Annotated in this window: 26 protein-coding genes and 2 pseudogenes; 13 read left to right on the top strand and 15 right to left on the bottom strand. The window is 72.5% G+C overall.

The annotated features are described in order from the left end of the window. Positions 1–7 precede the first annotated feature (7 nt). Both AB0F29_RS22910 and AB0F29_RS22905 read right to left on the bottom strand, forming a co-directional pair. A complete protein-coding gene (locus AB0F29_RS22910; RefSeq protein WP_361874754.1) occupies positions 8–235 on the bottom strand; it encodes a S8 family serine peptidase in 228 nt (75 codons plus the stop codon). A gap of 121 nt (positions 236–356) precedes the next feature. Further along, positions 357–680, bottom strand: coding sequence for a hypothetical protein (locus tag AB0F29_RS22905; RefSeq protein WP_361874752.1), 324 nt, complete (start codon positions 678–680; stop codon positions 357–359). Between the two features lie 209 nt (positions 681–889). On the opposite strand from AB0F29_RS22905, the gene AB0F29_RS22900 reads away from it, so the two are divergent. Continuing rightward, positions 890–1,882 carry a helix-turn-helix domain-containing protein gene (locus AB0F29_RS22900; RefSeq protein ID WP_361874749.1) on the top strand — a complete coding sequence of 331 codons (993 nt, stop codon included), beginning with the start codon at positions 890–892 and terminating at the stop codon, positions 1,880–1,882. Positions 1,883–1,963: 81 nt separating this feature from the next. After that, positions 1,964–2,446: a DUF456 domain-containing protein gene (locus tag AB0F29_RS22895; RefSeq protein ID WP_361874746.1), complete on the top strand. Its 483-nt coding sequence runs from the start codon at positions 1,964–1,966 to the stop codon at positions 2,444–2,446. Positions 2,447–2,468: 22 nt separating this feature from the next. Here AB0F29_RS22895 and AB0F29_RS22890 read toward each other — a convergent pair whose 3' ends face one another. Both AB0F29_RS22890 and rsgA read right to left on the bottom strand, forming a co-directional pair. Further along, positions 2,469–3,848 (bottom strand): AlkA N-terminal domain-containing protein, encoded by a 1,380-nt coding sequence (locus AB0F29_RS22890; RefSeq protein ID WP_361874743.1) that lies wholly within the window; start codon positions 3,846–3,848, stop codon positions 2,469–2,471. 72 nt (positions 3,849–3,920) lie between these two features. Next, positions 3,921–5,072, bottom strand: a complete 1,152-nt coding sequence (rsgA, locus tag AB0F29_RS22885) for a ribosome small subunit-dependent GTPase A (protein WP_361874740.1) — start codon at positions 5,070–5,072, stop codon at positions 3,921–3,923. A gap of 362 nt (positions 5,073–5,434) precedes the next feature. Between rsgA and AB0F29_RS22880 the strand changes: the two genes are divergently transcribed. Beyond that, positions 5,435–5,935 (top strand): DUF5949 family protein, encoded by a 501-nt coding sequence (locus AB0F29_RS22880; protein WP_361874737.1) that lies wholly within the window; start codon positions 5,435–5,437, stop codon positions 5,933–5,935. A 180-nt stretch (positions 5,936–6,115) separates the two neighbouring features. Here AB0F29_RS22880 and AB0F29_RS22875 read toward each other — a convergent pair whose 3' ends face one another. The 5 genes and pseudogenes from AB0F29_RS22875 to AB0F29_RS22855 form a co-directional block, all read right to left on the bottom strand. Further along, positions 6,116–6,523, bottom strand: a complete 408-nt coding sequence (locus AB0F29_RS22875; RefSeq protein WP_361874734.1) for a rodlin — start codon at positions 6,521–6,523, stop codon at positions 6,116–6,118. Positions 6,524–6,657: 134 nt separating this feature from the next. Next, complete coding sequence (locus AB0F29_RS22870; protein ID WP_361874732.1) at positions 6,658–6,876, bottom strand: hypothetical protein; 219 nt, start codon at positions 6,874–6,876, stop codon at positions 6,658–6,660. A 188-nt stretch (positions 6,877–7,064) separates the two neighbouring features. Next, positions 7,065–7,475, bottom strand: a complete 411-nt coding sequence (locus AB0F29_RS22865) for a rodlin (protein WP_018956796.1) — start codon at positions 7,473–7,475, stop codon at positions 7,065–7,067. A 69-nt stretch (positions 7,476–7,544) separates the two neighbouring features. Further along, positions 7,545–7,835 (bottom strand): hypothetical protein, encoded by a 291-nt coding sequence (locus AB0F29_RS22860; protein WP_361874728.1) that lies wholly within the window; start codon positions 7,833–7,835, stop codon positions 7,545–7,547. Positions 7,836–8,132: 297 nt separating this feature from the next. Beyond that, positions 8,133–8,737: pseudogene (locus AB0F29_RS22855) on the bottom strand (transposase); the annotation flags it as partial. A 161-nt stretch (positions 8,738–8,898) separates the two neighbouring features. On the opposite strand from AB0F29_RS22855, the gene AB0F29_RS22850 reads away from it, so the two are divergent. Continuing rightward, positions 8,899–9,555, top strand: coding sequence for a hypothetical protein (locus AB0F29_RS22850; RefSeq protein WP_361874725.1), 657 nt, complete (start codon positions 8,899–8,901; stop codon positions 9,553–9,555). A 258-nt stretch (positions 9,556–9,813) separates the two neighbouring features. Here AB0F29_RS22850 and AB0F29_RS22845 read toward each other — a convergent pair whose 3' ends face one another. Then, positions 9,814–10,215: a rodlin gene (locus AB0F29_RS22845; RefSeq protein WP_361874722.1), complete on the bottom strand. Its 402-nt coding sequence runs from the start codon at positions 10,213–10,215 to the stop codon at positions 9,814–9,816. A 556-nt stretch (positions 10,216–10,771) separates the two neighbouring features. On the opposite strand from AB0F29_RS22845, the gene AB0F29_RS22840 reads away from it, so the two are divergent. Further along, entirely contained in the window at positions 10,772–11,452 is a 681-nt protein-coding gene (locus tag AB0F29_RS22840; RefSeq protein WP_361874719.1) for a chaplin family protein, read from the top strand. Between the two features lie 105 nt (positions 11,453–11,557). Here the strand turns inward: AB0F29_RS22840 and AB0F29_RS22835 are convergent, their stop codons facing one another. The 3 genes from AB0F29_RS22835 to AB0F29_RS22825 all read right to left on the bottom strand — a co-directional run bounded on the left by AB0F29_RS22835 (position 11,558) and on the right by AB0F29_RS22825 (position 14,250). Further along, entirely contained in the window at positions 11,558–11,965 is a 408-nt protein-coding gene (locus AB0F29_RS22835) for a hypothetical protein (protein ID WP_361874716.1), read from the bottom strand. 14 nt (positions 11,966–11,979) lie between these two features. Then, complete coding sequence (locus AB0F29_RS22830; RefSeq protein WP_361874713.1) at positions 11,980–13,200, bottom strand: acetyl-CoA C-acetyltransferase; 1,221 nt, start codon at positions 13,198–13,200, stop codon at positions 11,980–11,982. A 117-nt stretch (positions 13,201–13,317) separates the two neighbouring features. Further along, a complete protein-coding gene (locus AB0F29_RS22825) occupies positions 13,318–14,250 on the bottom strand; it encodes a LysR substrate-binding domain-containing protein (protein ID WP_361874710.1) in 933 nt (310 codons plus the stop codon). 110 nt (positions 14,251–14,360) lie between these two features. Between AB0F29_RS22825 and AB0F29_RS22820 the strand changes: the two genes are divergently transcribed. The 4 genes from AB0F29_RS22820 to AB0F29_RS22805 all read left to right on the top strand — a co-directional run bounded on the left by AB0F29_RS22820 (position 14,361) and on the right by AB0F29_RS22805 (position 18,260). Next, entirely contained in the window at positions 14,361–15,314 is a 954-nt protein-coding gene (locus AB0F29_RS22820) for a CoA-transferase (RefSeq protein WP_361875068.1), read from the top strand. After that, the gene (locus AB0F29_RS22815; RefSeq protein ID WP_361874707.1) at positions 15,311–16,096 is read left to right on the top strand and encodes a CoA-transferase; all 786 of its coding nucleotides are present in this window, start codon (positions 15,311–15,313) and stop codon (positions 16,094–16,096) included. The genes AB0F29_RS22820 and AB0F29_RS22815 overlap by 4 nt, the downstream gene beginning before the upstream one ends. Before the next feature lie 145 nt (positions 16,097–16,241). Continuing rightward, positions 16,242–17,792 (top strand): 3-hydroxyacyl-CoA dehydrogenase, encoded by a 1,551-nt coding sequence (locus AB0F29_RS22810; RefSeq protein ID WP_361874704.1) that lies wholly within the window; start codon positions 16,242–16,244, stop codon positions 17,790–17,792. Positions 17,793–17,855: 63 nt separating this feature from the next. Further along, positions 17,856–18,260, top strand: a complete 405-nt coding sequence (locus AB0F29_RS22805; RefSeq protein WP_361874701.1) for a VOC family protein — start codon at positions 17,856–17,858, stop codon at positions 18,258–18,260. On the opposite strand, the gene AB0F29_RS22800 is transcribed toward AB0F29_RS22805, so the two are convergent. Together AB0F29_RS22800 and AB0F29_RS22795 are read right to left on the bottom strand one after the other, a co-directional pair. Beyond that, positions 18,188–18,976 (bottom strand): AraC family transcriptional regulator, encoded by a 789-nt coding sequence (locus tag AB0F29_RS22800; protein WP_361874698.1) that lies wholly within the window; start codon positions 18,974–18,976, stop codon positions 18,188–18,190. The two genes, AB0F29_RS22805 and AB0F29_RS22800, sit on opposite strands and share 73 nt — an antisense overlap. Before the next feature lie 88 nt (positions 18,977–19,064). Next, a complete protein-coding gene (locus tag AB0F29_RS22795) occupies positions 19,065–20,267 on the bottom strand; it encodes a YihY/virulence factor BrkB family protein (protein WP_361874696.1) in 1,203 nt (400 codons plus the stop codon). A 17-nt stretch (positions 20,268–20,284) separates the two neighbouring features. Here AB0F29_RS22795 and AB0F29_RS22790 point away from each other — a divergent pair. From AB0F29_RS22790 to AB0F29_RS22775, 4 genes and pseudogenes are all read left to right on the top strand, one after another. After that, positions 20,285–20,457: pseudogene (locus AB0F29_RS22790) on the top strand (DNA alkylation response protein); the annotation flags it as partial. A gap of 382 nt (positions 20,458–20,839) precedes the next feature. Beyond that, the gene (locus AB0F29_RS22785; RefSeq protein WP_361874693.1) at positions 20,840–22,135 is read left to right on the top strand and encodes a GAF domain-containing protein; all 1,296 of its coding nucleotides are present in this window, start codon (positions 20,840–20,842) and stop codon (positions 22,133–22,135) included. Between the two features lie 224 nt (positions 22,136–22,359). Further along, a complete protein-coding gene (locus AB0F29_RS22780) occupies positions 22,360–22,956 on the top strand; it encodes a GNAT family N-acetyltransferase (protein ID WP_361874691.1) in 597 nt (198 codons plus the stop codon). 190 nt (positions 22,957–23,146) lie between these two features. Further along, positions 23,147–23,230, top strand: coding sequence for a putative leader peptide (locus AB0F29_RS22775; protein WP_310738857.1), 84 nt, complete (start codon positions 23,147–23,149; stop codon positions 23,228–23,230). Positions 23,231–23,266: the final 36 nt, after the last annotated feature.

The raw sequence follows: 23,266 nt of genomic DNA, 5'->3' as shown, positions 1-23,266 counted from the left end.
GGGACCGCTACGCGCCCGTGCCCCGGCCGCCCGCGGCGGCGGCGGAGATCGCGACATGGGTGCCGTGGCCCTGGCGGTCGTCGGTGGTGTCGGTGTCGGTGAAGTTCTCAGACGCGGTGATCCGGCCCTGGAGGTCGGGGTGGTCGGCATCCGCCCCGGTGTCCAGGACGGCGACCCTGGCGCCGGTCCCGTCGTAGTCGGCGGCCCGGGCGAGGTCGGCGCCGACCTGTTTCATCGACTTGTCGAGACTGGCCTGAACCTTGCGATCGAGCCAGAGCTTCTTGAGCCCGGCCCCGAACGGGAGCGGGGTGCGGTGAGGTCGGCCCGGAACTCGGCGGCCCGCTTCTTGTCGGCCTTCAGCGCGAGTCCGTCGATGACGTCGAGAGCCGCTCCGCGCTCACCCCGCGCGGGGTGAGCGGGGCGCCGCACGCTGCCGTCCGCGCGGGGCAGGCGGTGGCGGCGGACGCCCCCGATTCGTCCGTGGTCACCAGCACCGTGTCACCGGTGACGAGCGTCAGGGTGCCGGGCATCGACGCATCGGCGGCGGTGGCCGCGCTCCCGGTGATCGGTCTGTTCGGGTCCCGCTCGTCCGGTGGCGCGGCCACCGACGGCGCGATCACCGTGACGGCGAGCACGGCGGCGGTCGCCGCTCCGAGTGCCGTACGCGATATCGGGCGCATCGCTCTCTCCAGTTCATTCCTGAACGAAACAGCCGAAGAGGCCGCATCCCGGCAGTTGTTGGTGCTGCGGTGGCGCCACCGTGGCTGAGGGGCCGGGGGTACGGGGGATGATGTGGGCGGCGGGTTTACGCCGTGGCCTCTACCCGCCACCCGGGACCCGTCGCAGGGGCGCCTCGATGCGCGATCACCACACCCGGGGAGGTCGGAGAATGCTGGGGGCCATAGGTCTCGACGAGAGACAGGAAACCGCGTACCGCGCGCTCGTCGCGGCGGGAGCGGCGGAGCTCGCCGATCTCGCGCACCGGCTGGCGCTGCCCGAGGCGGACACCGAACGGGTGCTGCGGCGGCTGGAGCAGCAGGGCCTGGCCGCGCAGTCCTCGGCGCGGCCGGGCCGCTGGGTGGCGGCGCCGCCCGGCGTGGCGCTCGGCGCGCTGCTGATCCAGCAGCGGCACGAGCTGGAGCAGGCGGAGCTGGCGTCCGCGCTGCTCGCCGAGGAGTACCGGGCCGAGGCGAGCGAACCGGCGGTGCACGACCTGGTGGAGGTGGTGACGGGCGCGAGCGCCGTCGCCCAGCGCTTCCACCAGTTGCAGCTGGGGGCGGTCTCGGAGGTGTGCGCCCTGGTGACGGGCAAGCCGATCGCGGTGACCGGGATGGAGAACGAGTCCGAGGAGCGGGCGACGTCGCGCGGGGTGAGCTACCGGGTGGTGGTCGAGCGCGAGGTGCTGTCGACGCCGTTCGGGATCCTGGAGCTGTCGGCGGCGCTGAGCCGGGACGAGCAGTGCCGGGTGGTGGACCGGGTGCCGACGAAGCTGGTGGTGGCCGACGGGAGCCTCGCGATGGTCCCGCTGACCGCTCGGGGCGCGGAGCCCGCCGCTCTGGTCGTGCACGCCAGCGGTCTGCTGGAGTCGCTGATGGGCCTCTTCGAGGCGGTGTGGCGGGAGGCGATGCCGCTGCGGCTGGGCGAGGGCGGCGGCGGGGTGCGCGAGGACGGGGTCGGGCCGGATCCGACGGATCTGGAGATCCTGTCGCTGCTGTTGGCGGGGCTGACGGACGCCAGCGTGGCCAAGCAGCTGGATCTGGGGCTGCGGACCGTGCAACGCCGCGTCAAGGGCCTGATGGAGCTCACGGGGGTATCGACGCGGCTCCAGTTGGGCTGGCACGCGTACGAGCGTGGCTGGGTGGCCCGTACCGGGTCGGCCTGAGACGGCGTCGACGCAGGTCGACGCGGGTGGGCGGGGGTGCGCTGACGGGCGGAGCGGGGCACTCTCCGGCAGGCTGGTCAGATGAGTGTGTGGCAGCTCGTCGCCGTGGGCCTGGTCATGCTGCTGGGCCTGGTCGGGGTGCTGGTGCCGGGCGTGCCAGGTCAGGCGATCGTCTGGGCGGCGGTGCTGTGGTGGGCGCTGACGGACAAGGCGCCGGCCGCCTGGGGCGTCCTGATCGGCGCGACGGCGCTGATGCTGCTGAACCAGGCACTCAAACCGCTGCTGCCACCGCGCCGCCCGGGCGAGTCCGGGGCGCCTCGCCGGACCTTGCTGATCGGCGGGGTCGCCGGGATCGTGGGGTTCTTCGTCGTGCCCGTGGTCGGCGGGGTCCTCGGGTACGTGGGGGCCATCTTCGGCGCCGAGCGGCTGCGGCTGGGGAGCCGCGGCGCGGGCTGGGCGTCGGTGCGCTCGGTCATGCGGGCGACGGGCTATGCGGTGCTGGTGGAGCTGTTCTGCTGTCTGCTGGTGGCGGGCGCCTGGCTGGGCGCGGTGCTCTGGGGCTGACGGGAGCGCCCCGGGGCCCCGGTCAGCCGGGGACCGCCGCCCCCGCCCCCGCCGCCTCCAGATGACGTACCGCGTAGGAGCGCCAGGGCCGCCACCGCTCCGCGCCCGGCGTTCCGTAAGGGTCCACGTCGGGGTCTCCGAGCGCCCGCATCCGGATCAGGGCGGCGGTGCGGCGGCCGATCCCGGGCAGGGTGAGCAGCGTCCGTTCCGCCTCGTCGCGGTCGGCCCCGGCGTCCAGCCGCAGCCCGCCGTCGGCGAGCGCGGCGGCCAGGGCGGCGAGGGCCGGGTCCTCGGCGGAACCGGCGAGCGCGTCCGGCTCCGGGAACACATGGGTGAGCCCGCCGCACGGCACGTCCAGCGCCTTCCCGTACCGCTCGACCAGCTCCCCGGCGGCCTCGCGCCCCACCAGCGTCCGCACCGCGGCCTCTTCCGGATCGGCCGCGCCCGGCGACCGCAGCCCGGGGCGGGCGGCGACCAGAGGGGCGAGCCGGGGGTCGGCGGCCAGCGCCTCGTCCACGGCGTACGGGTCGGCGTCCAGGTCGAACAGGCGGCGCACCCGCTGGACGGCGGTGGTCAGGTCGCGGAGGTCGGTGAGCTGGATCCGGGCCTCCAGCCAGGGGCCGCCGGGCGAGGCCTCGTCGACCGCGACGAGCCCGGCCCCGTACGGCAGTCGCAGGGTGCGCCGGTAGACGCGGCGGCCGGGCGGGCCCGTCACCTCCTCGACCCGGGCGACCGCGCCGGCGGCCAGCAGGTCGAACAGCGCGGCGGTGGCGTACGGGCCCCGATGGGCGAGCCGCAGCGGGATCCCGGCCCTGGTCCCCTCGCGGCGTCCGCCGCCGAGTCCCGTACCGGCCTCGGCGCGCAGGGCGCTCGGCGTGCGGGCGTAGATCTGCCGGACGGTGTCGTTGAACTGCCGGACGCTGGCGAACCCCGCGGCGAAGGCGATCTCGGTGACCGGCAGCCCGGTGGTCTGGAGGAGCACCCGGGCGGTGTGGGAACGCTGGGCGCGGGCGAGCGCGACGGGTCCCGCGCCCAGCTCGGCGTTGAGCTGGCGCTGGACCTGCCGGGCGCTGTAGCCGAGCCGCCCGGCGAGTCCGGGGACGCCCTCGCGGTCCACCACGCCGTCGCCGATGAGGCGCATGGCGCGGCCGACGACGTCCGCGCGGACGTTCCAGTCGGCGGAGCCGGGCACGGCGTCCGGCCGGCAGCGGCGGCAGGCCCGGAAGCCACCGGCCTGGGCCGCCGCCGCGGTCGGGTAGAAGCGCACGTTGGCGCGTTTGGGCGTGACGGCGGGGCAGCTCGGCCGGCAGTAGATGCCGGTGGTCACGACGGCGAAGAAGAACGCGCCGTCGAACCGCGCGTCGCGGCTGCTGACCGCCTCGTACCTGGTCCGTTCGTCCATCACACCGTCCAGTGTGCGGCAGCCGCGGCCGCCGCACTCGCGGTTTTCGGACGTTGAACTTGCCGCTCCGGGCTACCGCACCCGGCCGCGCTTGGCCTGCATGGCCGCGCGCCCCTCCGCGCCCTTGCGCTTCCAGTCCCGCAGGATCTCGGAGCGCACCCGGGCGTCGGTCTTGGCGACGATCCGCTGGTTCTCGCGGATCAGTTTGCGGTAGCTGTCGAGCCGCCGCTCGGGCAGGACCCCGTCCGCCAGCGCGCCGAGGACGGCGCACCCCGGTTCGGCCTGGTGGGCGCAGTCGTGGAACCGGCATCGGGTGGCCAGCTCCTCGATCTCGGAGAACACCTCGCCGACCCCGGTCCCGGCGTCGTACAGGCCCACTCCGCGGAGCCCGGGGGTGTCGATGAGGACGCCCCCGTGCGGCAGGACGAGCAGATTGCGGGTCGTCGTGGTGTGCCGGCCCTTGCCGTCGACGTCCCGGGCGGCCTGTACGTCCATGACGTCCTGGCCGAGCAGGGTGTTGGCCAGGGTCGACTTGCCCGCGCCGGAGATGCCGAGCAGCACGCTCGTACCACCGGAGACGACGGCGCCGAAGACGTCGAGGCCCTCGCCCGTGGTGGAGCTGACCGGCAGCACCTGGACGCCGGGGGCGATCGCCTCGACGTCCTGGACGAGGTGGGCGAGTGTGACCGCGTCGGGCACCAGGTCCGCCTTGGTGAGCAGCACGATCGGTTCGGGGGTGTGGCCCGCGTCCCGGCCGTCACCGAGCAGGGCGGCGCCGCTGGAGCTGGACAGGGCGAGCGCGAGGAAGCGCTCCAGGCGGCCGAGGTCCAGCTCGACGGCGAGCGAGACGCAGATGGCGATGTGGTCGATGTTGGTGGCGAGCACCTGCCCCTCGGACCGCTGGGAGGAGGTGGAGCGGACGAAGGCGGTACGGCGGGGCAGCAGCGTACGGACGAAGCGCGGATCGCCGCCGGCGTCGAGCGCCACCCAGTCGCCGGTGCAGACGATCCGCATGGGGTCGCGGGGCACCACGAACGCGGTGTCGGCGCGGACGGTGCCGTCGGCGGTGATCACGTCGCACTGACCGCGGTCCACGCGCACGACGCGTCCCGGCACGAGCCCCTGCTCGGCGTACGGGGAGAAGGCAGCCGCCCAGTCCTCGTCCCAGCCGTACGGAGTCAGCGGGTGCGAGGAGGAAGGAGCGGTGAGGAACGAGAAAGACAAGGGAAACCCTTCACAGGGTGGCCCCGGCACGCGCGCTCGGCGCGGGAATGAGGGAAGTCGGTCAGCCGGTGGCCACGGGGATGAGGACGATGCTCTTCCGGTTGTGGGCAGTGCCCATCGCAACGACAGTCATCAATGTCCTCACCTCCTGGTTCTTTCCGTCTCCGTGCCGCGGGCGTCATGGCGACGCCCGGAACAGTGGCCAGATTAGCCGGACCCCGGGGAGCGGCGTCAACAGCTTTTCCGCGCACCTCCAATAGAGGCGGCGCGGCCGGGGTGTTCGCCGGAGTTGGGCGCAGATCTCCCCCGATCGGGTGATACGCATACATAGAGCCTGGTCCGGGGCCGTTAGGGTGCCGAGCATGACCACACCCCAGGCCTCCACCGGCACGTTCACCCAGGCCCAGTTGGGCACGCAGATCCTGATCGGCTGGAGCGGCCGGCAGCCCGACGCCGACCAGGACACCGCCTTCCTCCTCGCCTATTCGCTGGGCGACGGGCAGGACGGTCCGGTGGTCGGCCGTGAGGCGATGCGCGCCATGCTGGAGCGCGCGGGCCTCCGCGTCGGCGGCCCGATTCAGGACGCGGGCGAGACCCCGGCCATCCAGGCGAAACTCCTCGTCCAGGCGGGGCAGGCCGTCCTGACGCTTCCTCACCTCTCGGCCCAGTACCCCGCCCCGGCGGAGTGGCTGGCCGCCGCGCAGGCCCAGGGCCAGGTCTACGGGATGTTCGCCACCAGCCCATGGCCGGACGCCGTGCCCGGGCAGCCGGTCAGCGAGGACCGGCTGCGGGCCTTCGCCACCGACGTGGAGGTCGTCCGCACCGCCGCCCACTGCCTGCTCCCGGTCCGTTCCCTGGGCTGAGGAGCCCTTCCGCCGCCCCGGACACACGACGAGGCCCACCACCCCCCGTGGAGTGGTGGGCCTCACCCGTGCGGTGCGCGACCCGCGGCGCTCGACGGGGCCGTTGTCGCGAAACGAGGACGGGCGGCCCGGAGTGTGATCTCCGGACCGCCCGCACTCGACACCTCAGGCTGTGGTGCGTCAGTTGTTGCCGACGCCGTTGCCCGAGAGGACCGGGATGTCGTCCAGGATGTGCGACAGCGGCTCGTCGCCCTTGGCCTGGGTGGAGTTGTCGGTGCACTGCTGGTTCTGCGGGTTGGACAGGACGTTGATGTCCTGGGCCGTGATCGGCACGATGCCGATGAGCGAACCGACGTTGGCCTTGAGGGGCAGGCCGACGCAGAGCTTGTTCAGGGTGCCCTGGACGAGCTGGTTCTGCGGGCTCCAGTTGCCCTCCGTCTCGGCGTTGCCGATCTCCGACTCGGCACCGTTGCCGTTGACCGTGGTGGTGCCACCGTCGTTGCCGATCGCCATGGCCGTGGGAGCCGCGACTGCGGACAGACCGAGCAGGGACACGGCCACTGCAGCGCCGGCCATCATCTTCTTCATCAACTTCACCTTTCGGAGCGTCCCGTTGTGGAACGCACTGATCAACTGCCACCACCCCTGATCGGTTGCGCAGCACCACTCAAATGGGTTCGTTCCGGCGCAAGGTCGACGCCACTCCCCGGTGCCCGGGGGCCTCATCCTCCGGGGGCATCCGGTCCGGAACCCTCGTCCGACGTGCGCGCCGCCGGCACGAAACCGCCGCACCGGGGCGCCTGGTCCCGGTGCGGTTCCGGCAGGGGGTGAACGCCTCCGGCCGCCTGCCACTCGGCGACGAGCCGGTCGTAGATCGGTGTGCCGCCCGACGCGGGCGACCGCTCGCCGCCCTGGGGGGTCTGACTGTCGTACGGATTCATACGGAGGCCCTACCCGGCCCGGACCGGGTCGTCAGCCGGCGCTGCGGCATCCGGCCCAACCGGACAACCCGGCCGGAGGCGTTGGTTCACGACGAAGGGCCAGCCCATCCGGTCCGGCGAAGAACGATCGCCGTACGGACGGACTGGCCCCACGCGGGTCGGCCGGAGCGGACCCGGTCTACCCGGTCTCAGTTGTTGCCGGCGCCGTTGCCGGAGAGGATCGGGATGTCGTTCAGCAGGTGCGACAGCGCCTCGTCGCCCTTGGCCTGGGTGGAGTTCTCGGTGCACTGCTGGTTCTGCGGGGAGGACAGGACGTTGATGTCCTGGAGCGAGATCGGCACGACGCCGATGAGCGAGCCGAGGTTCGCCTTGGCCGGCAGGGCGATGCAGGGCTTGTTCAGCGAGCCCTGGATCAGCGCGAACTGCGGGCTCCAGTCACCGTGGGTCTCGGAGTTGCCGTACGCCTGCGAGGCGCCGTTGCCGTTGACCGTGGTGGTGCCGCCGTCGTTGGCGATGGCCATGGCGGGTGCGGCGGCAGCGGCGGAGACACCGACGATCGAGGCGGCGACGGCGGCCGAGGCCATGATCTTCTTGAACATGAAGGAGCCCTTCTGAGGGAGTGATACGGATCGGTGAAAGAACCAGGTGGAAAGAGCGTGCTGCGGCGGTCAGCCGCCGAGGGGAACTCCGCCCAGCAGCGGAGCGGCACCCTCGGCCACCCCGGTTGCCTGGCCCGCCAGCTTGCCGACCGTGCCGTCCTTCGAGACCGCCTCGGCGGTCTCGGCGACCGCGCCCACCACCGGGTCCACGACCTGCGGGGCACTGGCCATCACCTGGTTGAGGCCGCTGTCGAGGCTGAAGTTGGGGGCCGTGGGCGTAGTAGCGGCGAAGGCGGGGGCGGCCGCTCCGAGGGCAGCCACGGAACCGGCAACAAGGGCGGCGGTCTTCGCGTACTTCACTTTTCTGGTTCCCTTCTGCGCGGCATCTGTTTCGGTCACGTTCCCGTGCCGCACACAAGCTTTCTTTACCTGTGACTTCTGCCGCTTTCTCCCTGATCAACGATCCGGTCGCATTCGGGAAACTGCGGTGGGACGACTTTCTCCGACGCCTTCCGCGATGCTGACCCCTAACCTCGAAGTTCATGACGGTCCGCCGACGGAGTCGGTGGACCGTTTTCGTGCCGTGGGCCGAAGCTGTGCAGGCCGAGGGCCCGAGTGTCGTCTCGGGGTGGCGCCGGGCTCCACTGCTCCGGGTGTTGAGGTGTTGGTGGCGAAGCACGTCAGCCGCATGCCGTCCGCATCGGTAAGCCGCAACTGGGCCCCGGGGTGCGGTCGTTCTCTTGTGACGATCAGCCGCATGCCCTTGGGCCGGCCGTCCAGGACGTCACCGGGTGAGTTCAGCGACCCAGGCGCCCCCGTCGAGGTCCACGGTCACCGTCCCGCCCGCATCAGGCACTTCCCGGTCGGCCAACCGCCAGACCTGCTGGCGAACGTCGGCCCGCGCGGCACGGATGGCCCGCAGAGCTGTCTCCCCGGAGGCCGCGAGGGTGTCGATGAGGCGGGAGACCGTTGGGTCGGAGGCCCCCGGCCCGAACACGGCCGGCTCGGCCCGCAGCACTCCGACATCTGCGAGGCAGTCCCCGCCCAGCGCGACCGCCAGCCAGAGCCACGTCCAGCAGGATCTTGCCCGGATCGTGCACCGCCCGAGCCTTCCGCCACGGCGCCACCGCCGCTGATATCGCGGTGTCCAAGCCGGCCTTGCGGACCGTCTCGACCAGCAGCACGCCCCCGGCCTGCGAGAGCACCGCCCGGCCACCGCCCTCGATGCGGACGCGTGGGTAGGACCCGATACGCTTCTTCACCTGGGAAGTGCCTCCGGCGGTGGCAGGAACAAAGCCTCGACAATTCGCATTCTTGCTGTTCAGAGGCGCTTTTCGTCTACCTGCCCACCCGTCGGAAAGCCCGCTTCATGAAAGCGCGAGGTCAAGCTCGGCCCCACCCCACCAGCGAACGGCCCCCCTCCATGACCAACGGCCTCACCTGGATAGGCGCCCACGCCCACACCGCCACGCCCGTCCCCGGAATGCGCGGCGGCATCTCCCTCACCCTCGCCCGAGGCATCGACCCTGACGAGTTCCTCATCAACCTCGGGGCCGACCTCGATCAGCTCGCCGCCCGAACCCCGCTGGCCGAACTGCGTAGCCGGCCCACCCCGCCCGGTCACGACCCCACCCGCTACGCCTACGCGATGTACGGCAGCGAGGGTGAGTGGACGTATGTGCCGGAGAACGACCACGCCGCGACCTGGGCAACCGGCTTCCACCGTGTCCCCTCGATGAGGCCCGGCCCGGGTGAAGAGATCCTGTGCGCCAGCCGGAACCTGTACAGCCCGCCCGCCGCGATCCTGCACGTCGAAGGCGACGAGGTGATACGGCGCGCAGAGTTCGGTACCACCACCGGCCACGAGTCGGCGTTGGACGCGGCGCTCACCGCCGCCGGCGCCGTCTTCCCCTCCATCCCCGACGCCACCGCCGACGAGGTGACCGCCTCCTACGAACAGCACGGCGCGCGCCTGCCCACCCTGGTGTTCACCGCGCTGGGCGCGTACACGGGGCTGAGCGTCGACCAGGATGCCGCACAGGCCGGGAATCTCCCCGCCGTCCACCTCCTCACTCCTTGAGCGACTCTGTCGGGGATCTTGTGCGCGCGGCTCATTCACCTTGCCGCCCGCTTCATGAAAGCGCGAGGCCAAGGGCCGCGAAAAGGCCCCGGACGGCATTCACCGTCCGGGGCCCACCGGTTACGGGCACGGGGCCCGGCCGCCCAGGGGTCACTTGTTGATGCGGGAAACCCGTGCGCGCGTCCCGGAACGGCGACGGGCCCGAGCCGCTCGGTGGAGGAACTCCGAGGACTCGGGCCCGAGTAGGGCGGCTGCGGATCAGTTGTTGCCGGCGCCGTTGCCGGAGAGGATCGGGATGTCCTCCAGGATGTGCGACAGCGCCTCGTCACCCTTGGCCTGGGTGGAGTTCTCGGTGCACTGCTGGTTCTGCGGGGAGGACAGGACGTTGATGTCCTGGACCGTGATCGGCACAATGCCGATGAGCGAGCCGAGGTTCGCCTTGGCCGGCAGGGCGATGCAGGGCTTGTTCAGCGAGCCCTGGATGAGCGCGAACTGCGGGCTCCAGTCACCGTGGGTCTCGGAGTTGCCGTACGCCTGCGAGGCGCCGTTGCCGTTGACCGTGGTGGTGCCGCCGTCGTTGGCGATGGCCATGGCCTGCGTCGTGCCGAGACCGAGGATGGAGGCGGCGACAGCGCCCGTAGCCAGAACCTTCTTGATCACGATTAACCCTTCTCGTACCGATCGCCCCGTCGAGGAGCCCCCTGGTCAACTCGCCGCCCGGCATTAGGTTCTGCCCTTTCACCCGAATGCCGGACACGGGGCCGTCCCCCTTCTCTGTTCGTACGACCGCCTGTTCGTGAAGGAATTGCGCACACTCCTCCGACGCTCCTCAAGCGAACGGGCGAACGACGGCGAGCGACTCCGGGGCGGTGACCTATACGGAAGAGGGCACTTCTCTGCCGTCAACACGTGCGACACCTCTTACAGGTGGCGGCGAATCGTTTCTCTCCATCCGTGAACCGGGATGCTCGGGGTTCAACGGCACCACCCGTTCAGGTGATTACACAATTTCCACGCACATCTGAGTTTCCCACCTGAACCCGAGTCGTTATGGCAGTCGTCCAGCGCGCACGTCTTCATCACTTTCATCATGGCTTCGCCGCAGGGTCCGGCTGTGCCGCGGCTCCTCCCGACGGCTGCCCGCCTCTCCGCGCGAAGCACCCACTCGAAGCACCCACGCGAATGTCCTCGCGAATGTCCTAAGGAAGGACAAGTAATGCGACAGGTTTTGAACAAGAGCATTATCGTCATGGCGGCCGCATCCGGCCTCCTGGCGGCGGTCGGCGGCACCGCGCACGCCGACGCGTCGGCCGAGGGCGCGGCCGTCGGTTCACCGGGGGTCGGTTCGGGCAACGCGGTGCAGGTGCCGGTGCACGTTCCGGTCAACGTGTGCGGGAACACCGTCAATGTGGTCGCTCTGCTGAACCCGGCCTTCGGCAACAAGTGCGTGAACGCCGACGGTCCGAAGCACAACCACCCGCCGGTGGACAAGCCGCCGGTCGACGAGCCCCCGGTCGACCAGCCGCCGGTGGACCAGCCGCCCGTGGACGAGCCGCCGGTGGACCAGCCCCCCGTCGACGAACCGCCCGTGGACCAGCCCCCCGTGGACGAGCCGCCGGTGGACCAGCCCCCCGTCGACGAACCGCCCGTGGACCAGCCGCCCGTGGACCAGCCCCCGGTCGATGAGCCGCCGGTGGACCAGCCGCCCGTCGACGAGCCGCCGACCGACACGCCCGGTACCGACACCCCCGGCTCGGGTACGCCCGGGTCCGGCGTCCCGGGCGCGCACCTGGCCGACACCGGTGCCGCCGACCTGGGCCTGGCCGCCGGCGCGAGCGCCGCGCTGCTGCTCGGCGGCGCGGTGCTGATGCGCCGTACCCGCAACGCGCGGGACTGACAGACCTCCTGCGGGAGAACGAGGTCCGGCCGGGCAGCGGGGACTGTCCGGCCGGACCTTTGCGTCTGCGTCTGCGTCTGCGGCAGTCGTTTCGACGTGGTCGAGTTACGGGCTCAGACTCCAGAGAAGGTCGCGCAGCCCGTCCGGATCTCGACCCGAGCCGCTCTGCACGTGCCGCCGTTCAGCGGTGATCCTCGCGCACTGCACGTAGCCCTCGCCCGATCGGGAGCTCAGGCGGACGATGACGAAGGAATCTCGCCACTTCTCGTCCACACCTGAGCTGTCGAAGACTTCCCGGAACTCTTCCTCGTCCACGGAACGCAACTGCAACGCCTCGTAGCGCATGGCGAGCCGCATGGCAGCGACTCCTTCGAAAAGGATGTCCACTCCTTCGCCCTCGGACTCGTCCGAGGCGGATCGAAGCAGAAGCTGCGAGTGTCCGATCCCGTACTTCCACACCCGGAACGTGAGGTCGGATTCGAAGATCACGGAAGCCGGATCGATGTTACTCAAGGGATTCCTGTCCTTCAGTCCGCGATGCGTTCGAAGATCGCGGCGAGACCCTGGCCGCCGCCGACGCACATCGTCTCCAGTCCGTACCGGCCCTCGCGGCGGTGGAGTTCGCGGGTGAGGGTGGCGAGGATGCGGGCTCCGGTGGCGCCGACCGGGTGGCCCAGCGAGATGCCCGAGCCGTTGACGTTGATCCGCTCGTCGTGATCCTTCTCGCCGAGGCCCAACTCCCTGGTGCAGGCCAGCACCTGGGCGGCGAACGCCTCGTTCAGCTCGATCAGGTCGAGGTCGGCGAGGGTGAGGCCCGCCCGGTCGAGCGCGGTGCGGGTGGCGGCGACGGGGGCGATGCCCATCGTCGCGGCGGGCACCCCCGCGCGGGCGAAGGAGACGAGGCGGACGAGCGGGGTGAGGCCGAGGCGTTCGGCGGTCGCGGCGCTGGTGACCAGGCAGGCGGCGGCCGCGTCGTTCTGGCCGCTGGCGTTGCCCGCGGTGACCGTGGCGTCCGGGTCGGACTTCGCCATCACCGGCCGGAGCGCCGCGAGTTGTTCTGCGGTGGTCTCGGGCCGGGGGTGCTCGTCGGCGGTGACGACACGTTCGCCCTTCCGGGTTCGCACGGTGACGGGGACGGTCTCCGCGTCGTAGCGGCCCTCGGCCGCGGCGCGGGCGGCGCGCTGCTGGGAGCTCAGGGCCAGGGCGTCCTGGTCGGCCCGGCCGATCCCGTACTCCCGGCGCAGGTTCTCCGCCGTCTCGATCATGCCGCCGGGCACCGGGTGGTTGACGCCTCCGGCGGTGACGCGGCCCCGGACGAGCGCGTCGTGGAGCTGGAGGCCGGGGCCCTTGATGCCCCAGCGTCCGTCGTGGGTGTAGTACGGGGCGGCGCTCATCACGTCGACGCCGCCCGCGATCACCACGTCGCTGAATCCGGCCCGGATCTGCATCGCCGCGTCCAGCACCGCCTGGAGTCCGGAGCCGCAGCGGCGGTCGATCTGGGAGCCGGTGACCGTGGTGGGCAGTCCGGCGTCCAGAGCGGCGACCCGGCCGATGGCGGGTGCCTCGCTGGTGGGGTAGGCGTGGCCGAGGATCACCTCGTCGACCCGGGTGGGGTCGACGCCGGTGCGGGCGACGATCTCCGCGATGACCTGTGCGGCCAGCGCGGCCGGGGTCTGCTGGGCGAAGGCCCCGCCGAACCGGCCGATGGGGGTGCGCAGGGGTTCGCAGATGACGACGTCGAGCGGCACGGCGGGGCCTTTCCTTCAGGGCGACCAGGGCGACCAGGGCGGCGGGCGGGGCGCGGGTGGTGAGGTGACCTTCGCATCCGGTGACTGAGCGGGTCCAATACGGGATGTGCCCCCTTTTCAGAGGCCCGGCGTCTCAATCGGCCCTCCGCCCGGTCCGCGTACGGGGGTGGGCAAAGCGTCCCGGGCGACGGCGAGCACGGCGTGCAGGGCGGCGGAGGGGTTGTCGGCACGCCAGGCGAGGGCCGCCTGGCGGCGGATGGGCGGTCCGGTGAGGGGCCGGTAGACCAGTCCGCTCTGCTGGATGTGGCGTACGGAGGTGACCGTGAGGGTGACGCCGACCCCGGCGGCGACGAGCGCCATGATCGTGTACGAGTCGGGGGCCTCCTGGACGACGCGCGGGGTGAACCCGGCGCTCTCGCAGGCCTCGGTCATGGCGTCGCGCACGGTGGATCCGGAGTTGGCGGGGAAGGAGACGAACGGTTCGTCCGCCAGCGCGCCGAGCGGCACCGCCGCGTGCCGGGCGAGCGCGTGGTCGAACGGCAGGGCGCACAGCAGCTCCTCCTCGTCGATCACCCGGTGCTCCACTCCGGGCCGGGTCACCGGCAGCCGGACGAAACCCAGGTCGAGGGAGCCGTCGGCGACCCGGTCCAGCGCGACGTTGGCGTATGTCTGACCGGTCATGACCAGTTCGAGGCCGGGGTGTGCGGCGCGCACGGCGCGGGTGAGGCGGGGCAGCGTCTCGTGGCTGGAGGCGCCGGCGAAGCCGATGGTCACCCGGCCGTACTCGCCGCGGCCCGCCGAGCGGGCGGCCCGGACGGCGGTGTCGAGGTCGTCGAGGACGGTCCGTACGGGGTCGAGGAAGGTCTCCCCCGCGCCGGTGAGCCGGACGGAGCGCGTGTTGCGGCGGAACAGCTGGACGCCGAGTTCCTTCTCCAGCTGCCGGATCTGCTGGCTCAGGGGCGGCTGTGCCATCTGGAGGCGTTTGGCGGCCCGGCCGAAGTGCAGCTCCTCCGCCACGGCGAGGAAGGCCTTCAGGTGGCGCAGTTCCATGGGAACACCCCCTCGCTCCATTGATATGTCCCGGGTCTTGATCCGACCCTAATTCGGTATTGGACAGCCATCAATGGGTGCTGACACCGTGGTGTCCGCGTATGCGGACGATGAGGAGAACCGTGGACCGGACGGCCGGCAAGGTCATGTCGATGAGGGAGGCCGTCGCCGCCTTCGTCCGCGACGGGGACACCGTGAGCCTCGAAGGGTTCACTCATCTCATCCCGACCGCCGCCGGTCACGAGATCATCCGGCAGGGCCGCCGGAATCTTACGGTCGTCCGGATGACGGCGGACATCGTGGTGGACCAGATGCTGGCGGCCGGGTGCGTGACGCGGCTGGTCTCCTCCTTCGTGGGGAACTCGTCCGCCGGTTCGCTCGGGGAGCTGCGGCGGCGGATCGAGCACGCCGACCCGGAGCCGCTGGCGTTCGAGGAGTACAGCCACTACGGGATGGTGTGCCGCTATCTCGCGGGGGCGCAGCGCCTGCCGTTCTACCCGCTGCGCTCGTACGCGGGCAGCGACCTGACGTCCGTCAACCCCGGCATCCGCAAGGTCGTCTCGCCCTACCCGGCCGCCGACGGGGGAGCCGAGCAGATCTACGTCGTACCGCCCGTCAACCCGGACGTGACGATCGTCCACGCGCAGCGCGCCGACCGCCGGGGCAACACCCAGGTCTGGGGGCTGACCGGCGTCCAGGCGGAGGCGGTGTACGCGGCGGAGAAGGCGGTCGTGGTGGTGGAGGAGCTGGTGGCGGACGAGGTGGTCCGCTCGGACCCGAACCGCACGCTGATTCCGGCCCACGCGGTCGACGCGGTGGTGGTCTGCCCGCGCGGGGCGCACCCCTCGTTCGCGCAGGGCTACTACGACCGGGACAACGCCTTCTACCGCTCCTGGTCCGCGATCAGCAAGGACCCGGCTCGGCTGCGGGAGTGGCTGGCGGAATGGGTGTACGGCACCGCCGACCACGCGGAGTACGTGGCCAAGCTGGGCGAGGGGTTCTGGGCGGGGCTGGCGGTCGGCGAGGCGCTGAGCGAGCCGGTGAACTACGGGAGGCGGCTGTGAGCGAGCGGGAATCGAAAGCCACGCCGCCCGTCACCTCCTCGGAGTTGCTGTCGGTCGTGGCCTCGCGTGAACTGGCCGGACGCCGCGCGGTGTTCGCCGGCATCGGGCTGCCTACGCTGGCGGCCGAGCTGGCGCGGCTGACCGTCGCGCCGGGCATCGAGGTGGTGTACGAGTCCGGGGTCTGCGGGGCGCACCCTTCCCGGCTGCCGGAGACCATCGCGGACGCCGTCCTGATCACCGGGGCCGAAGCGGTGGTGTCGATGCCCACCCTGTTCGGCTCGGTGCTCCAGGGCGGGCACATCGACGTGGGTTTCCTGGGTGCCGCGCAGATCGACCGGTGGGGCAGCCTCAACACCTCGGTCATCGGCGACTGGGACCGCCCGTCCGTCCGGCTGCCGGGTTCCGGTGGGGCGGTCGAGGTGATGGCGAACGCCCGGGAGGTGTTCGTGGTGATGCGCCGCCACACACCGCGTTCCTTCGCCAAGGCCCTCGACTTCTGCACCACGCCGGGCCCGGACCGGGCGCTGGCGGACGGGATCCGCCCGCTGGGCGTCGGCGTCACCCGGGTCGTCACCGAACTGGGCGTCCTCGCCAGGGAGGGGGTCGGCGACGAACTGCGGCTGGTCGCCGTCCATCCCGGGGTCACCGTCGAACAGGTGCGGGCCGCGACCGGGTGGGAGCTGAGGACGGCCGGCTCGGTGGCGACGACGGCCCCGCCGACCGCCGCCGAGCTGCGGCTCCTGCGCGACGATGTCGACCCCGACCGCGTCTACCTCCGCTGAGGACCGCGTCCGCTCCCGTGGACGAACCGCCTGGGTCCCCGTCGGCCGACCGCCTCTGTCCCCGTCGAAGAACTGTCTCTGTCTCCCGTTGCCCATCGTCTCTTTGAGAACCGTCTCTGTCGCCGCTGAAAGGGCTCCCACCGCCATGCGTATCAGGATCGTCGGAGCCGGGGCCATGGGCCGCGGCATCGCCCAGTGGGCGGCGAGCGCCGGTCACACCGTCGAGCTCGGGGACGTACGGCCCGAGGCGGTGACGGACGCCCTGGACTTCGTCGCCTCGATGCTGGACCGGGCCGTCGCCAAGGGCCGGATGCCGGCCGCCGAGCGGGACGCGGCCGTGGCCCGGCTGGTGCCGCTCGTCGAGCCGTGGGCGGCGGGCCCGGAGGTGGAGGTGGTGATCGAGGCCGTACGGGAGGACCTGGCGACCAAGGCCGAGGTGTTCGGGAAGCTGGAGCGCGCGCTGCCCTCCTCCGCCGTCTTCGCGACCAACACCTCCTCCCTGTCGGTGACCCGGATCGCCGCGACGCTCCGGGATCCCTCGCGCCTGGCCGGACTGCACTTCTTCAACCCGGTGCCGCTGATGAGGATCGTCGAGGTGGTGCCGGGCGCGGCCACCCGACCGGAGATCCCGGCCCTGCTGACCGAGCTGGTGGAGGGCTGCGGACACCGGGCGGTGACCGTCGCCGACACTCCCGGCTTCCTGGTCAACCACGCCGGGCGGGGGCTGGTGACCGAGGCGCTGGCGCTGCTGGAGGAGTCGGTGGCGGACCCGGCGGAGATCGACCGGATCGCCCGGGACGTGCTGGGACTGCGGATGGGCCCCTTCGAGCTGATGGACCTGACCGGTCTCGACGTGACGGCCGCGGTGATCGACTCGATCTGGGAGGGCTTCCGGTACGAGGACCGGCTGCGCCCGTCCTTCCTGACCCCGAACCGGGTGGTGGCGGGGCTGCACGGCCGTAAGACGGGCCGTGGCTGGTACGCGTACGGCGAGGGGGCGTCGGGCCCCGCGCCGGAGAGCGCGGTCGCCGGGGACGCGGAGCGCCCGGTGTTCCTGGTCCCGGGCGGTCAGCCGGAGACCGCCGCCTACGAGGAGGCCCTGGCCGGGTCCCTGGAGGCGGCGGGGGCCCGGGTCGAGCGGGGCGCGGGGCCGTCCGCGCGGGCCGTGGTGCTGGTGCCCGTCTGGGGGACGCCGGTGTCGGCGGCGGTCGCGGCGGGTGCGTGGCCCCGGGAGCGTACGTTCGGCGTGGAGGTGCTGCCCCCGGCTGGGCGGCGGCGGGTCCTCGCGGTGACGGCGGCCGGCGACCCGGTGGCCGCCCGGGACGCGCGGGCGGTGCTGGCGCGGGCCGTCGAGGGCGACGGTCCGTACGCGGTGTCGGTGGTGCGGGACACCGCGGGCACGGTCGCGCAGCGGCTGCTGTCCTCCGTCGTCGCGGTCGGCTGCTCGATCGCGGAGCGCTCGCTCGCCGCGCCCGCCGACATCGATCTGGCGGTGACCACGGGGCTCGGCTATCCGTACGGGCCGCTGGCCTGGGGTGAGCGGGTGGGGGCGGCGAGGCTGTTGGAGCTCCAGCGGTCACTGCACGCGACGACGGGCGACCCGCGCCACCGGCCGACGCGGTGGCTCACGGAGCGGGCCGCCCTGGGCCTGGCCGTGACCGACCCGGGGACCTCGCCGGCCGACTGCCTGGGGTGAGGTCCCGGCGCGGGCGACCGATTCGTACAAGACCGTCGGGCGGCGCGTGCGTACGGTCGGGGCATGACTCCACGACTCGACGCGATCAGCATCATCACGGCGGACCTGGCGGCCTCGCTCGCCTTCTACCGCAGGCTCGGCCTCGACATCCCCGAAGGGGCCGAGTCCGCGCCGCATGTCGAAGTGGCCCTGCCGGGCGGGCAGCGGCTGCTGTGGGACACGGAGGAGGTCATCGCCTCGTTCGATCCGGACTGGAAGCGCCCGGCGGGCGGTGAGCGGGTCGGCCTGGCCTTCGTCTGCGACAGCCCGCGGGAGGTGGACTCGGTGTACGCGGAGCTGGTCGACGCCGGGTACACCGGGCATCTGAAGCCCTGGGACGCGGTGTGGGGGCAGCGCTACGCGGTCGTCCTGGACCCGGACGGCTGCGGGGTGTCGCTGTTCGCCTCCGCGTCGCCCGCCGAGAAGTAGGCCCCGAGCGTCGTCCCGGCCAGGGCGCGCATCTCGCGGGACAGGTGCGCCTGGTCGACGCAGCCCGCCGCGGGGGCCGCCTCGGCGTACGGCAGGCCCGCGCGGACGAGGGACAGAGCGCGCTGGAGGCGGAGGATCCGGGCCAGGGTCTTGGGTCCGTAGCCGAAGGCGGCCAGGGAGCGGCGGTGCAGTTGGCGGGCCCCGAGGCCGACCTCGGCGGCCGTCGCCGCGACGGAGCCGCCGCGCCGCAGCCGGTCGGCGACGGCCGCCGTGAGCGGGTCCGGGGGGCCGGTCTCGGCGGCCAGGCCCAGGGCGTAGTCCTCCAGGGCGGCCGCGGGGTCGGCGGCCCGGTCGATCCGGTCGACGAGCCCGCTGACGGCGGCGCGGGGCCAGAGGTCGGCGAGCTCGACCCGGTGGTCGCGCAGTTCGTCGGCCGGTACGCCGAGGAGGACGGGGGCGGTTCCGGGAGGGAAGCGGATCGCGGCGCAGGAGGCGCGGTCGCGGGGGTCGACCCGGAAGGCGTGGGTGTCGGGTCCGGCGACGACCAGGCGGCCGGCGGACCAGATCAGGTCCATGCAGCCGTCGGGAAGGACGGACCGGGCGGGGCCCGGCGGTCCGGACGGGACGTCCAGGGTCCAGACGACGGCCCCGGCCAGCCGCGACGGCCGTTCCTGGTAGTGCTGCCGTTGCTGGTCGCGCTGGTGTTCCCGGGGCATGCTTCCACGCTAAGGGCTGTTCCGCCCGGCCTCTCGGGGCCGTCCTCCGGGCGACGACGGGAGTTCGACGGGAGTTCGGCGACAGGGCCTAACGCGGCCGGCGGGAGGAGGGGTCCTCCGACGACGTGGACTCCTTGGGCTCCCTGCTCTCCTTCGTGTCCCTGGGGTCCTTCTCCCAGGTCGCGTGCAGCCGGGACTTCACGTCGTCGGGCGGCAGGAAGCGGGACCAGCGCTCGGGGAACTCGGAGGGCATGTACGCGGGGCCGTCGTCCTCGTCGTCGTCCGCTCCGGCCTGGGCGGCCGAGCGGGTACGGGCGACGAACTCGGCGGCCTGCGCTGCCCGGACGCGTTCGGTGGCCTCGCGGGCGGCGGCCGTGGCGAGCGAGGGCCACACCCGGTCGATGGCCGCGTTGACCGCGGCGCCGACCAGGACCGCGAAGGCGGAGATGCCGATCCACAGCAGGACGGCGATCGGCGCCGCCAAGGAGCCGTAGATGGTGGGGCCTTCGACCGTGTTGGTCAGGTAGATCCGGAGCAGGAAGCTGCCGAGGACCCACATGCCGAGCGCCATCAGGGCTCCGGGGACGTCCTCGATCCAGGGCGAACGCACCGGCACGGACACGTGGTAGAGCGTCGTGAGGAACGCGACGCCCAGCAGGATCACGAGCGGCCAGTACAGGACGGCTATGACCTCGGTGCCCCACGGCACCAGCTCGACCACCCGGTCCGGGCCGACGACCAGCAGCGGCAGCACCACCGCGCCGATCAGCAGGGCGACGACGTACAGCAGGAAGGCGAGCAGCCGGGTCTTGACGATGCCGCGGTGGCCGTCGAGTCCGTACATGACGGTGATGGTGTCGATGAAGACGTTCACCGCGCGGGAGCCGGACCACAGGGCGATGGCGAAGCCGATGGAGATGATGTCGGGGCGGGCCCCGGTCGTGACGTCGGCGAGCAGCGGTTTGGCGAAGTCGTTGACCCCGCGCTCGGACAGTACCGTCTGGGCGGCGGAGAGGATGTTGCGCTCGATGGAGGCGACGGTGGTGGTCGTGGTCCACTCGTCGACGTAACCGAGCAGCCCGATCATGCCGAGCAGCAGCGGGGGCAGGGAGAGCAGGGTGAAGAACGCCGCCTCGGCCGCGAGTCCCAGAATGCGGTACTCGATGCACGAGTTGACGGTGTCCTTGAGCAAGTGCCACGCCATCCGTCGTTTGGAGACGTTGCGGTAGAGCACTCGCGCCCGGTGGAGCCGGCCCGGTGGCCGCTCGGGTGTTTCATTTGCTGCCTGCACGTCCTTACCGTATCGGCATGGCAGCCACCCCCCGCACCGTGACCGTTCAGGTTCCACCGCTGGTCGGCCATGACGTCCTCGCCGCGGGCCGGGCCCTGGCGAGGCCGTGGGACGGCATGTCGCGCCCGGGGTCCTGCCCGTGGCGCTGGAGGCGCTCGGCGAACTCGGCCGGGCCGCGGGCTCGGGGCGCGTATCCGCTCACCCGTCACCAGTGGTTCTGTTCGGCGCCGATGTTGAGGGCCGGGGCTCGGTGTTCGGGACGCTGCAGCAGTCCGGACCTGGCGTCGGTGGTGACACGGGCCCGGCCGGACGGCGCGCGGCGAAGGAGGGCGGGGAAGCGACGGAGGGTGGTGCTGCGCCGACACGGCACCACCCTCCATGCTTCTGCGACACCGGGCGACCGGGACAGGCCCGGCGCACAGTGTTCCTGCCACTCTTGTACGGAGCCGCGGGACCTGGCCAGAGTTGCAAAGGGTTGCAACGATTGTGTGGACTGAGTGGACTGATCGGCGGTCCGGCCAGGTGACCGGCAGGACGGGCCGGGCGGGAAACGTTCGGGGGGAACGGGGACCATGACGGAGACAGGTTCTGCGGGGGTGGCGCGAGTGACGGGCCAGGAGGCGGGCCGCCAGGCGACCCGGTCGCTCCACCGGGCGCGGGAGGCGCGGCTGGCGGGGGCCCGGTCCGAGGTCGCGCCCCGGGTGGAGATCGACGCCTCCTGGGACCGGGTGGTGCGCAGCGGTATCGACCCCGACCAGTCGCCGGAGAGTGAGCTGTTACAGGCGGACGAGATCGAGCACCGGCGCCACAGCACGGCGCTCGGCGAGCTGATGCCGTTGCTGCGGGCGGGGCTGGCCTCGATAGCGGATGCCGCGCAGCAGATCCTGGTGGTGACCGACACCGAGGGCCGGGTGCTGTGGCGGCAGGGCCATCCGGGGGTGCTGCGCCGGGCCCACGCCATCTGCCTGGAGGAAGGGGCGGACTGGGCCGAGGCGGCGACCGGGACGAACGCGATCGGGACGGCGCTGGCCGCCCGGGTCCCCGTCCAGGTCCACTCGGCCGAGCACTTCATCCGGGCCCTGCACGGCTGGACCTGTGCGGCGGCCCCGGTCCGGGATCCGCGCGACGGCCGGCTGATCGGGATCGTGGACATCAGCGGTCCGGCGTCCACGTTCCACCCGGCGACGCTGGCCCTGGTCGATTCGGTGGCCCGGCTCGCCGAGGGTGAGATCCGCACCCGTCACCTGGCGGAGATCGAGCGGCTGCGCGCGGTGGCCGCTCCGATCCTGTGCCGGATCGGCGGGCGGGCGCTGGCGGTGGACGTGCACGGGCGGCTGGCGGCGGTGACGGGGATGGCTCCGGTGGACCGGCTGCCGCTGCCGAAGTCGCTGGGGCCGGGTCCGGTGTGGCTGCCCTCGCTCGGTATGTGCCGGGTCGAGCCGCTGCCGGGCGGCTGGCTGGTACAGGTGGACGACGGCGGCACGGAGGAGGCGCCGCGACGGGTGGTGTTGGACCTGAGCCGTCCCCGGGCGCTCGTCGTGCGGGTGACCGGGCCGCTGGGGAGCCGCACCGAGCGGCTCTCGCCGCGTCACGCGGAGCTGTTGTACGCGCTGGCGGTGCACCGGCAGGGGCGGTCGGCCTCGGAGCTGGCGCGGGACATCTTCGGGGACGGGACGCGGACGGTGACGGTCCGGGCCGAGATCTCCCGGCTGCGGCGTCAGCTGGCGGAGGTGCTGGCCCACCGCCCGTACCGCTTCGGGGACGGGGTGGAGGTGGAGGTGATCCACCCGGAGGACCGCGCGGATCTGCTGCCGCACTCCAGGGCGCCTGTGGTGACGGAGTCCCGCGGGGCGGCTCCGCCCGCCTGAGGAGGGCGGCCGATGGGGGCGTGGTCTTCCCGCGCGGGGGCCGCCCGTGCGGGGGGGCCGTCGGACGCGTGGCTCCCCGGGCGGGGGCGCCGTGCGGGGGTGGGCGTTGAGGACGTGTGTCTTCCCGGGCGGGCGCCACCCGTGCGGGGGCGGCCGTCGGACGCGGGGCCTCCCGGGCGGGGCCGCCGTGCGGGGGTGGGCGGCGGCATGGTTCTCTGGCCGTCATGAGCGATACCCCGCAGCCCGCAGCCCCGACCACCGAGGTGACCGTCTGGTCGCTGGAGCAGACCTCGCCCGACGATCTCCGGCCCGCCGCCGTACCGGAGGGCGATCTGCGCATCGTCCGGTCCGAGGTGGTGCTGCCGGAGTTCAGCCGGTTCCTCTACTCCGCCGTGGGCGGCGACATCCAGTGGACCGACCGGCTGGGCATGACGTACGCCCAGTGGCAGGAACTCCTTCAGCGGCCCGGGGCGGAGACCTGGGTGGCCTACGAGAACGGGACGCCGGCCGGGTACGTCCAGCTGGACGCGCAGGACGACGGCGTGGTCGAGATCATGTACTTCGGGCTGATCCCGGCGTTCCGGGGGCGGCGGATCGGCGGGCACCTCCTCAGCTACGGGGTGGCGCGCGCGTGGGACCTGGCGGAGCGCTGGCCGGAGCGGCCGGCGACGAAGCGGGTGTGGCTGCACACCTGCTCGAAGGACGGCCCGCACGCGATGGACAACTACCTCCGGCGCGGTTTCCGGCTCTTCGACACGAAGACCGAGGTGGAGCCGGACGTGGCGACGCCGGGGCCTTGGCCCGGGGCGTACTCCTCCTGACCACCCGTGACCCCTGAGGGCGGTGGAGCGGTGGCTCCACCGCCCTCAGGGCTGCCAGCTGGGCGTTTTGTCGCCATTGCGGGTGCCGTACTCCGTGACCAGCGCCACACCGTCCCACCCTTCGAGACTCAGCCGTCCACATAGCGGATAGTGGTGGACTGCCCCGAGATGCGCGTGACACGCTTCCGCCATGCCTGGAACTGGAATTGCCTTGGTGAGTCGACGCCACGTCGACCTCTGCCGCATGTCCAGCGCCATCTGTCCGGCGAGCTGAGAGTCCCAGCACCGCCGCCCCCTCTGAACCGCCCTG

Source organism: Streptomyces sp. NPDC026589 (genome assembly GCF_040638385.1).
In the GTDB taxonomy this organism is placed as follows: Bacteria; Actinomycetota; Actinomycetes; order Streptomycetales; family Streptomycetaceae; genus Streptomyces.
The sequence above is the reverse complement of the archived record's forward strand: the minus strand, read 5'-3'. Positions and strand labels throughout refer to the sequence as shown.

Excerpts from the sequence above, each read along its gene's own strand:
- AB0F29_RS22775 (WP_310738857.1), top strand. The coding sequence starts at position 23,147 with ATGCCTGGAACTGGAATTGCCTTGGTGAGTCGACGCCACGTCGACCTC.
- AB0F29_RS22865 (WP_018956796.1), bottom strand. The coding sequence starts at position 7,475 with ATGTTCAAGAAGATCATGGCCTCGGCCGCCGTCGCCGCCTCGATCGTC.
- AB0F29_RS22890 (WP_361874743.1), bottom strand. The coding sequence starts at position 3,848 with ATGGACGAACGGACCAGGTACGAGGCGGTCAGCAGCCGCGACGCGCGG.
- AB0F29_RS22805 (WP_361874701.1), top strand. The coding sequence starts at position 17,856 with ATGACTCCACGACTCGACGCGATCAGCATCATCACGGCGGACCTGGCG.
- AB0F29_RS22875 (WP_361874734.1), bottom strand. The coding sequence starts at position 6,523 with ATGAAGAAGATGATGGCCGGCGCTGCAGTGGCCGTGTCCCTGCTCGGT.
- AB0F29_RS22850 (WP_361874725.1), top strand. The coding sequence starts at position 8,899 with ATGACCAACGGCCTCACCTGGATAGGCGCCCACGCCCACACCGCCACG.
- AB0F29_RS22825 (WP_361874710.1), bottom strand. The coding sequence starts at position 14,250 with ATGGAACTGCGCCACCTGAAGGCCTTCCTCGCCGTGGCGGAGGAGCTG.
- AB0F29_RS22800 (WP_361874698.1), bottom strand. The coding sequence starts at position 18,976 with ATGCCCCGGGAACACCAGCGCGACCAGCAACGGCAGCACTACCAGGAA.
- AB0F29_RS22905 (WP_361874752.1), bottom strand. The coding sequence starts at position 680 with ATGCGCCCGATATCGCGTACGGCACTCGGAGCGGCGACCGCCGCCGTG.
- AB0F29_RS22820 (WP_361875068.1), top strand. The coding sequence starts at position 14,361 with ATGAGGAGAACCGTGGACCGGACGGCCGGCAAGGTCATGTCGATGAGG.
- AB0F29_RS22870 (WP_361874732.1), bottom strand. The coding sequence starts at position 6,876 with ATGAATCCGTACGACAGTCAGACCCCCCAGGGCGGCGAGCGGTCGCCC.
- AB0F29_RS22785 (WP_361874693.1), top strand. The coding sequence starts at position 20,840 with ATGACGGAGACAGGTTCTGCGGGGGTGGCGCGAGTGACGGGCCAGGAG.
- AB0F29_RS22900 (WP_361874749.1), top strand. The coding sequence starts at position 890 with ATGCTGGGGGCCATAGGTCTCGACGAGAGACAGGAAACCGCGTACCGC.
- AB0F29_RS22780 (WP_361874691.1), top strand. The coding sequence starts at position 22,360 with ATGAGCGATACCCCGCAGCCCGCAGCCCCGACCACCGAGGTGACCGTC.
- AB0F29_RS22810 (WP_361874704.1), top strand. The coding sequence starts at position 16,242 with ATGCGTATCAGGATCGTCGGAGCCGGGGCCATGGGCCGCGGCATCGCC.
- AB0F29_RS22910 (WP_361874754.1), bottom strand. The coding sequence starts at position 235 with ATGAAACAGGTCGGCGCCGACCTCGCCCGGGCCGCCGACTACGACGGG.
- AB0F29_RS22880 (WP_361874737.1), top strand. The coding sequence starts at position 5,435 with ATGACCACACCCCAGGCCTCCACCGGCACGTTCACCCAGGCCCAGTTG.
- AB0F29_RS22840 (WP_361874719.1), top strand. The coding sequence starts at position 10,772 with ATGCGACAGGTTTTGAACAAGAGCATTATCGTCATGGCGGCCGCATCC.
- AB0F29_RS22895 (WP_361874746.1), top strand. The coding sequence starts at position 1,964 with ATGAGTGTGTGGCAGCTCGTCGCCGTGGGCCTGGTCATGCTGCTGGGC.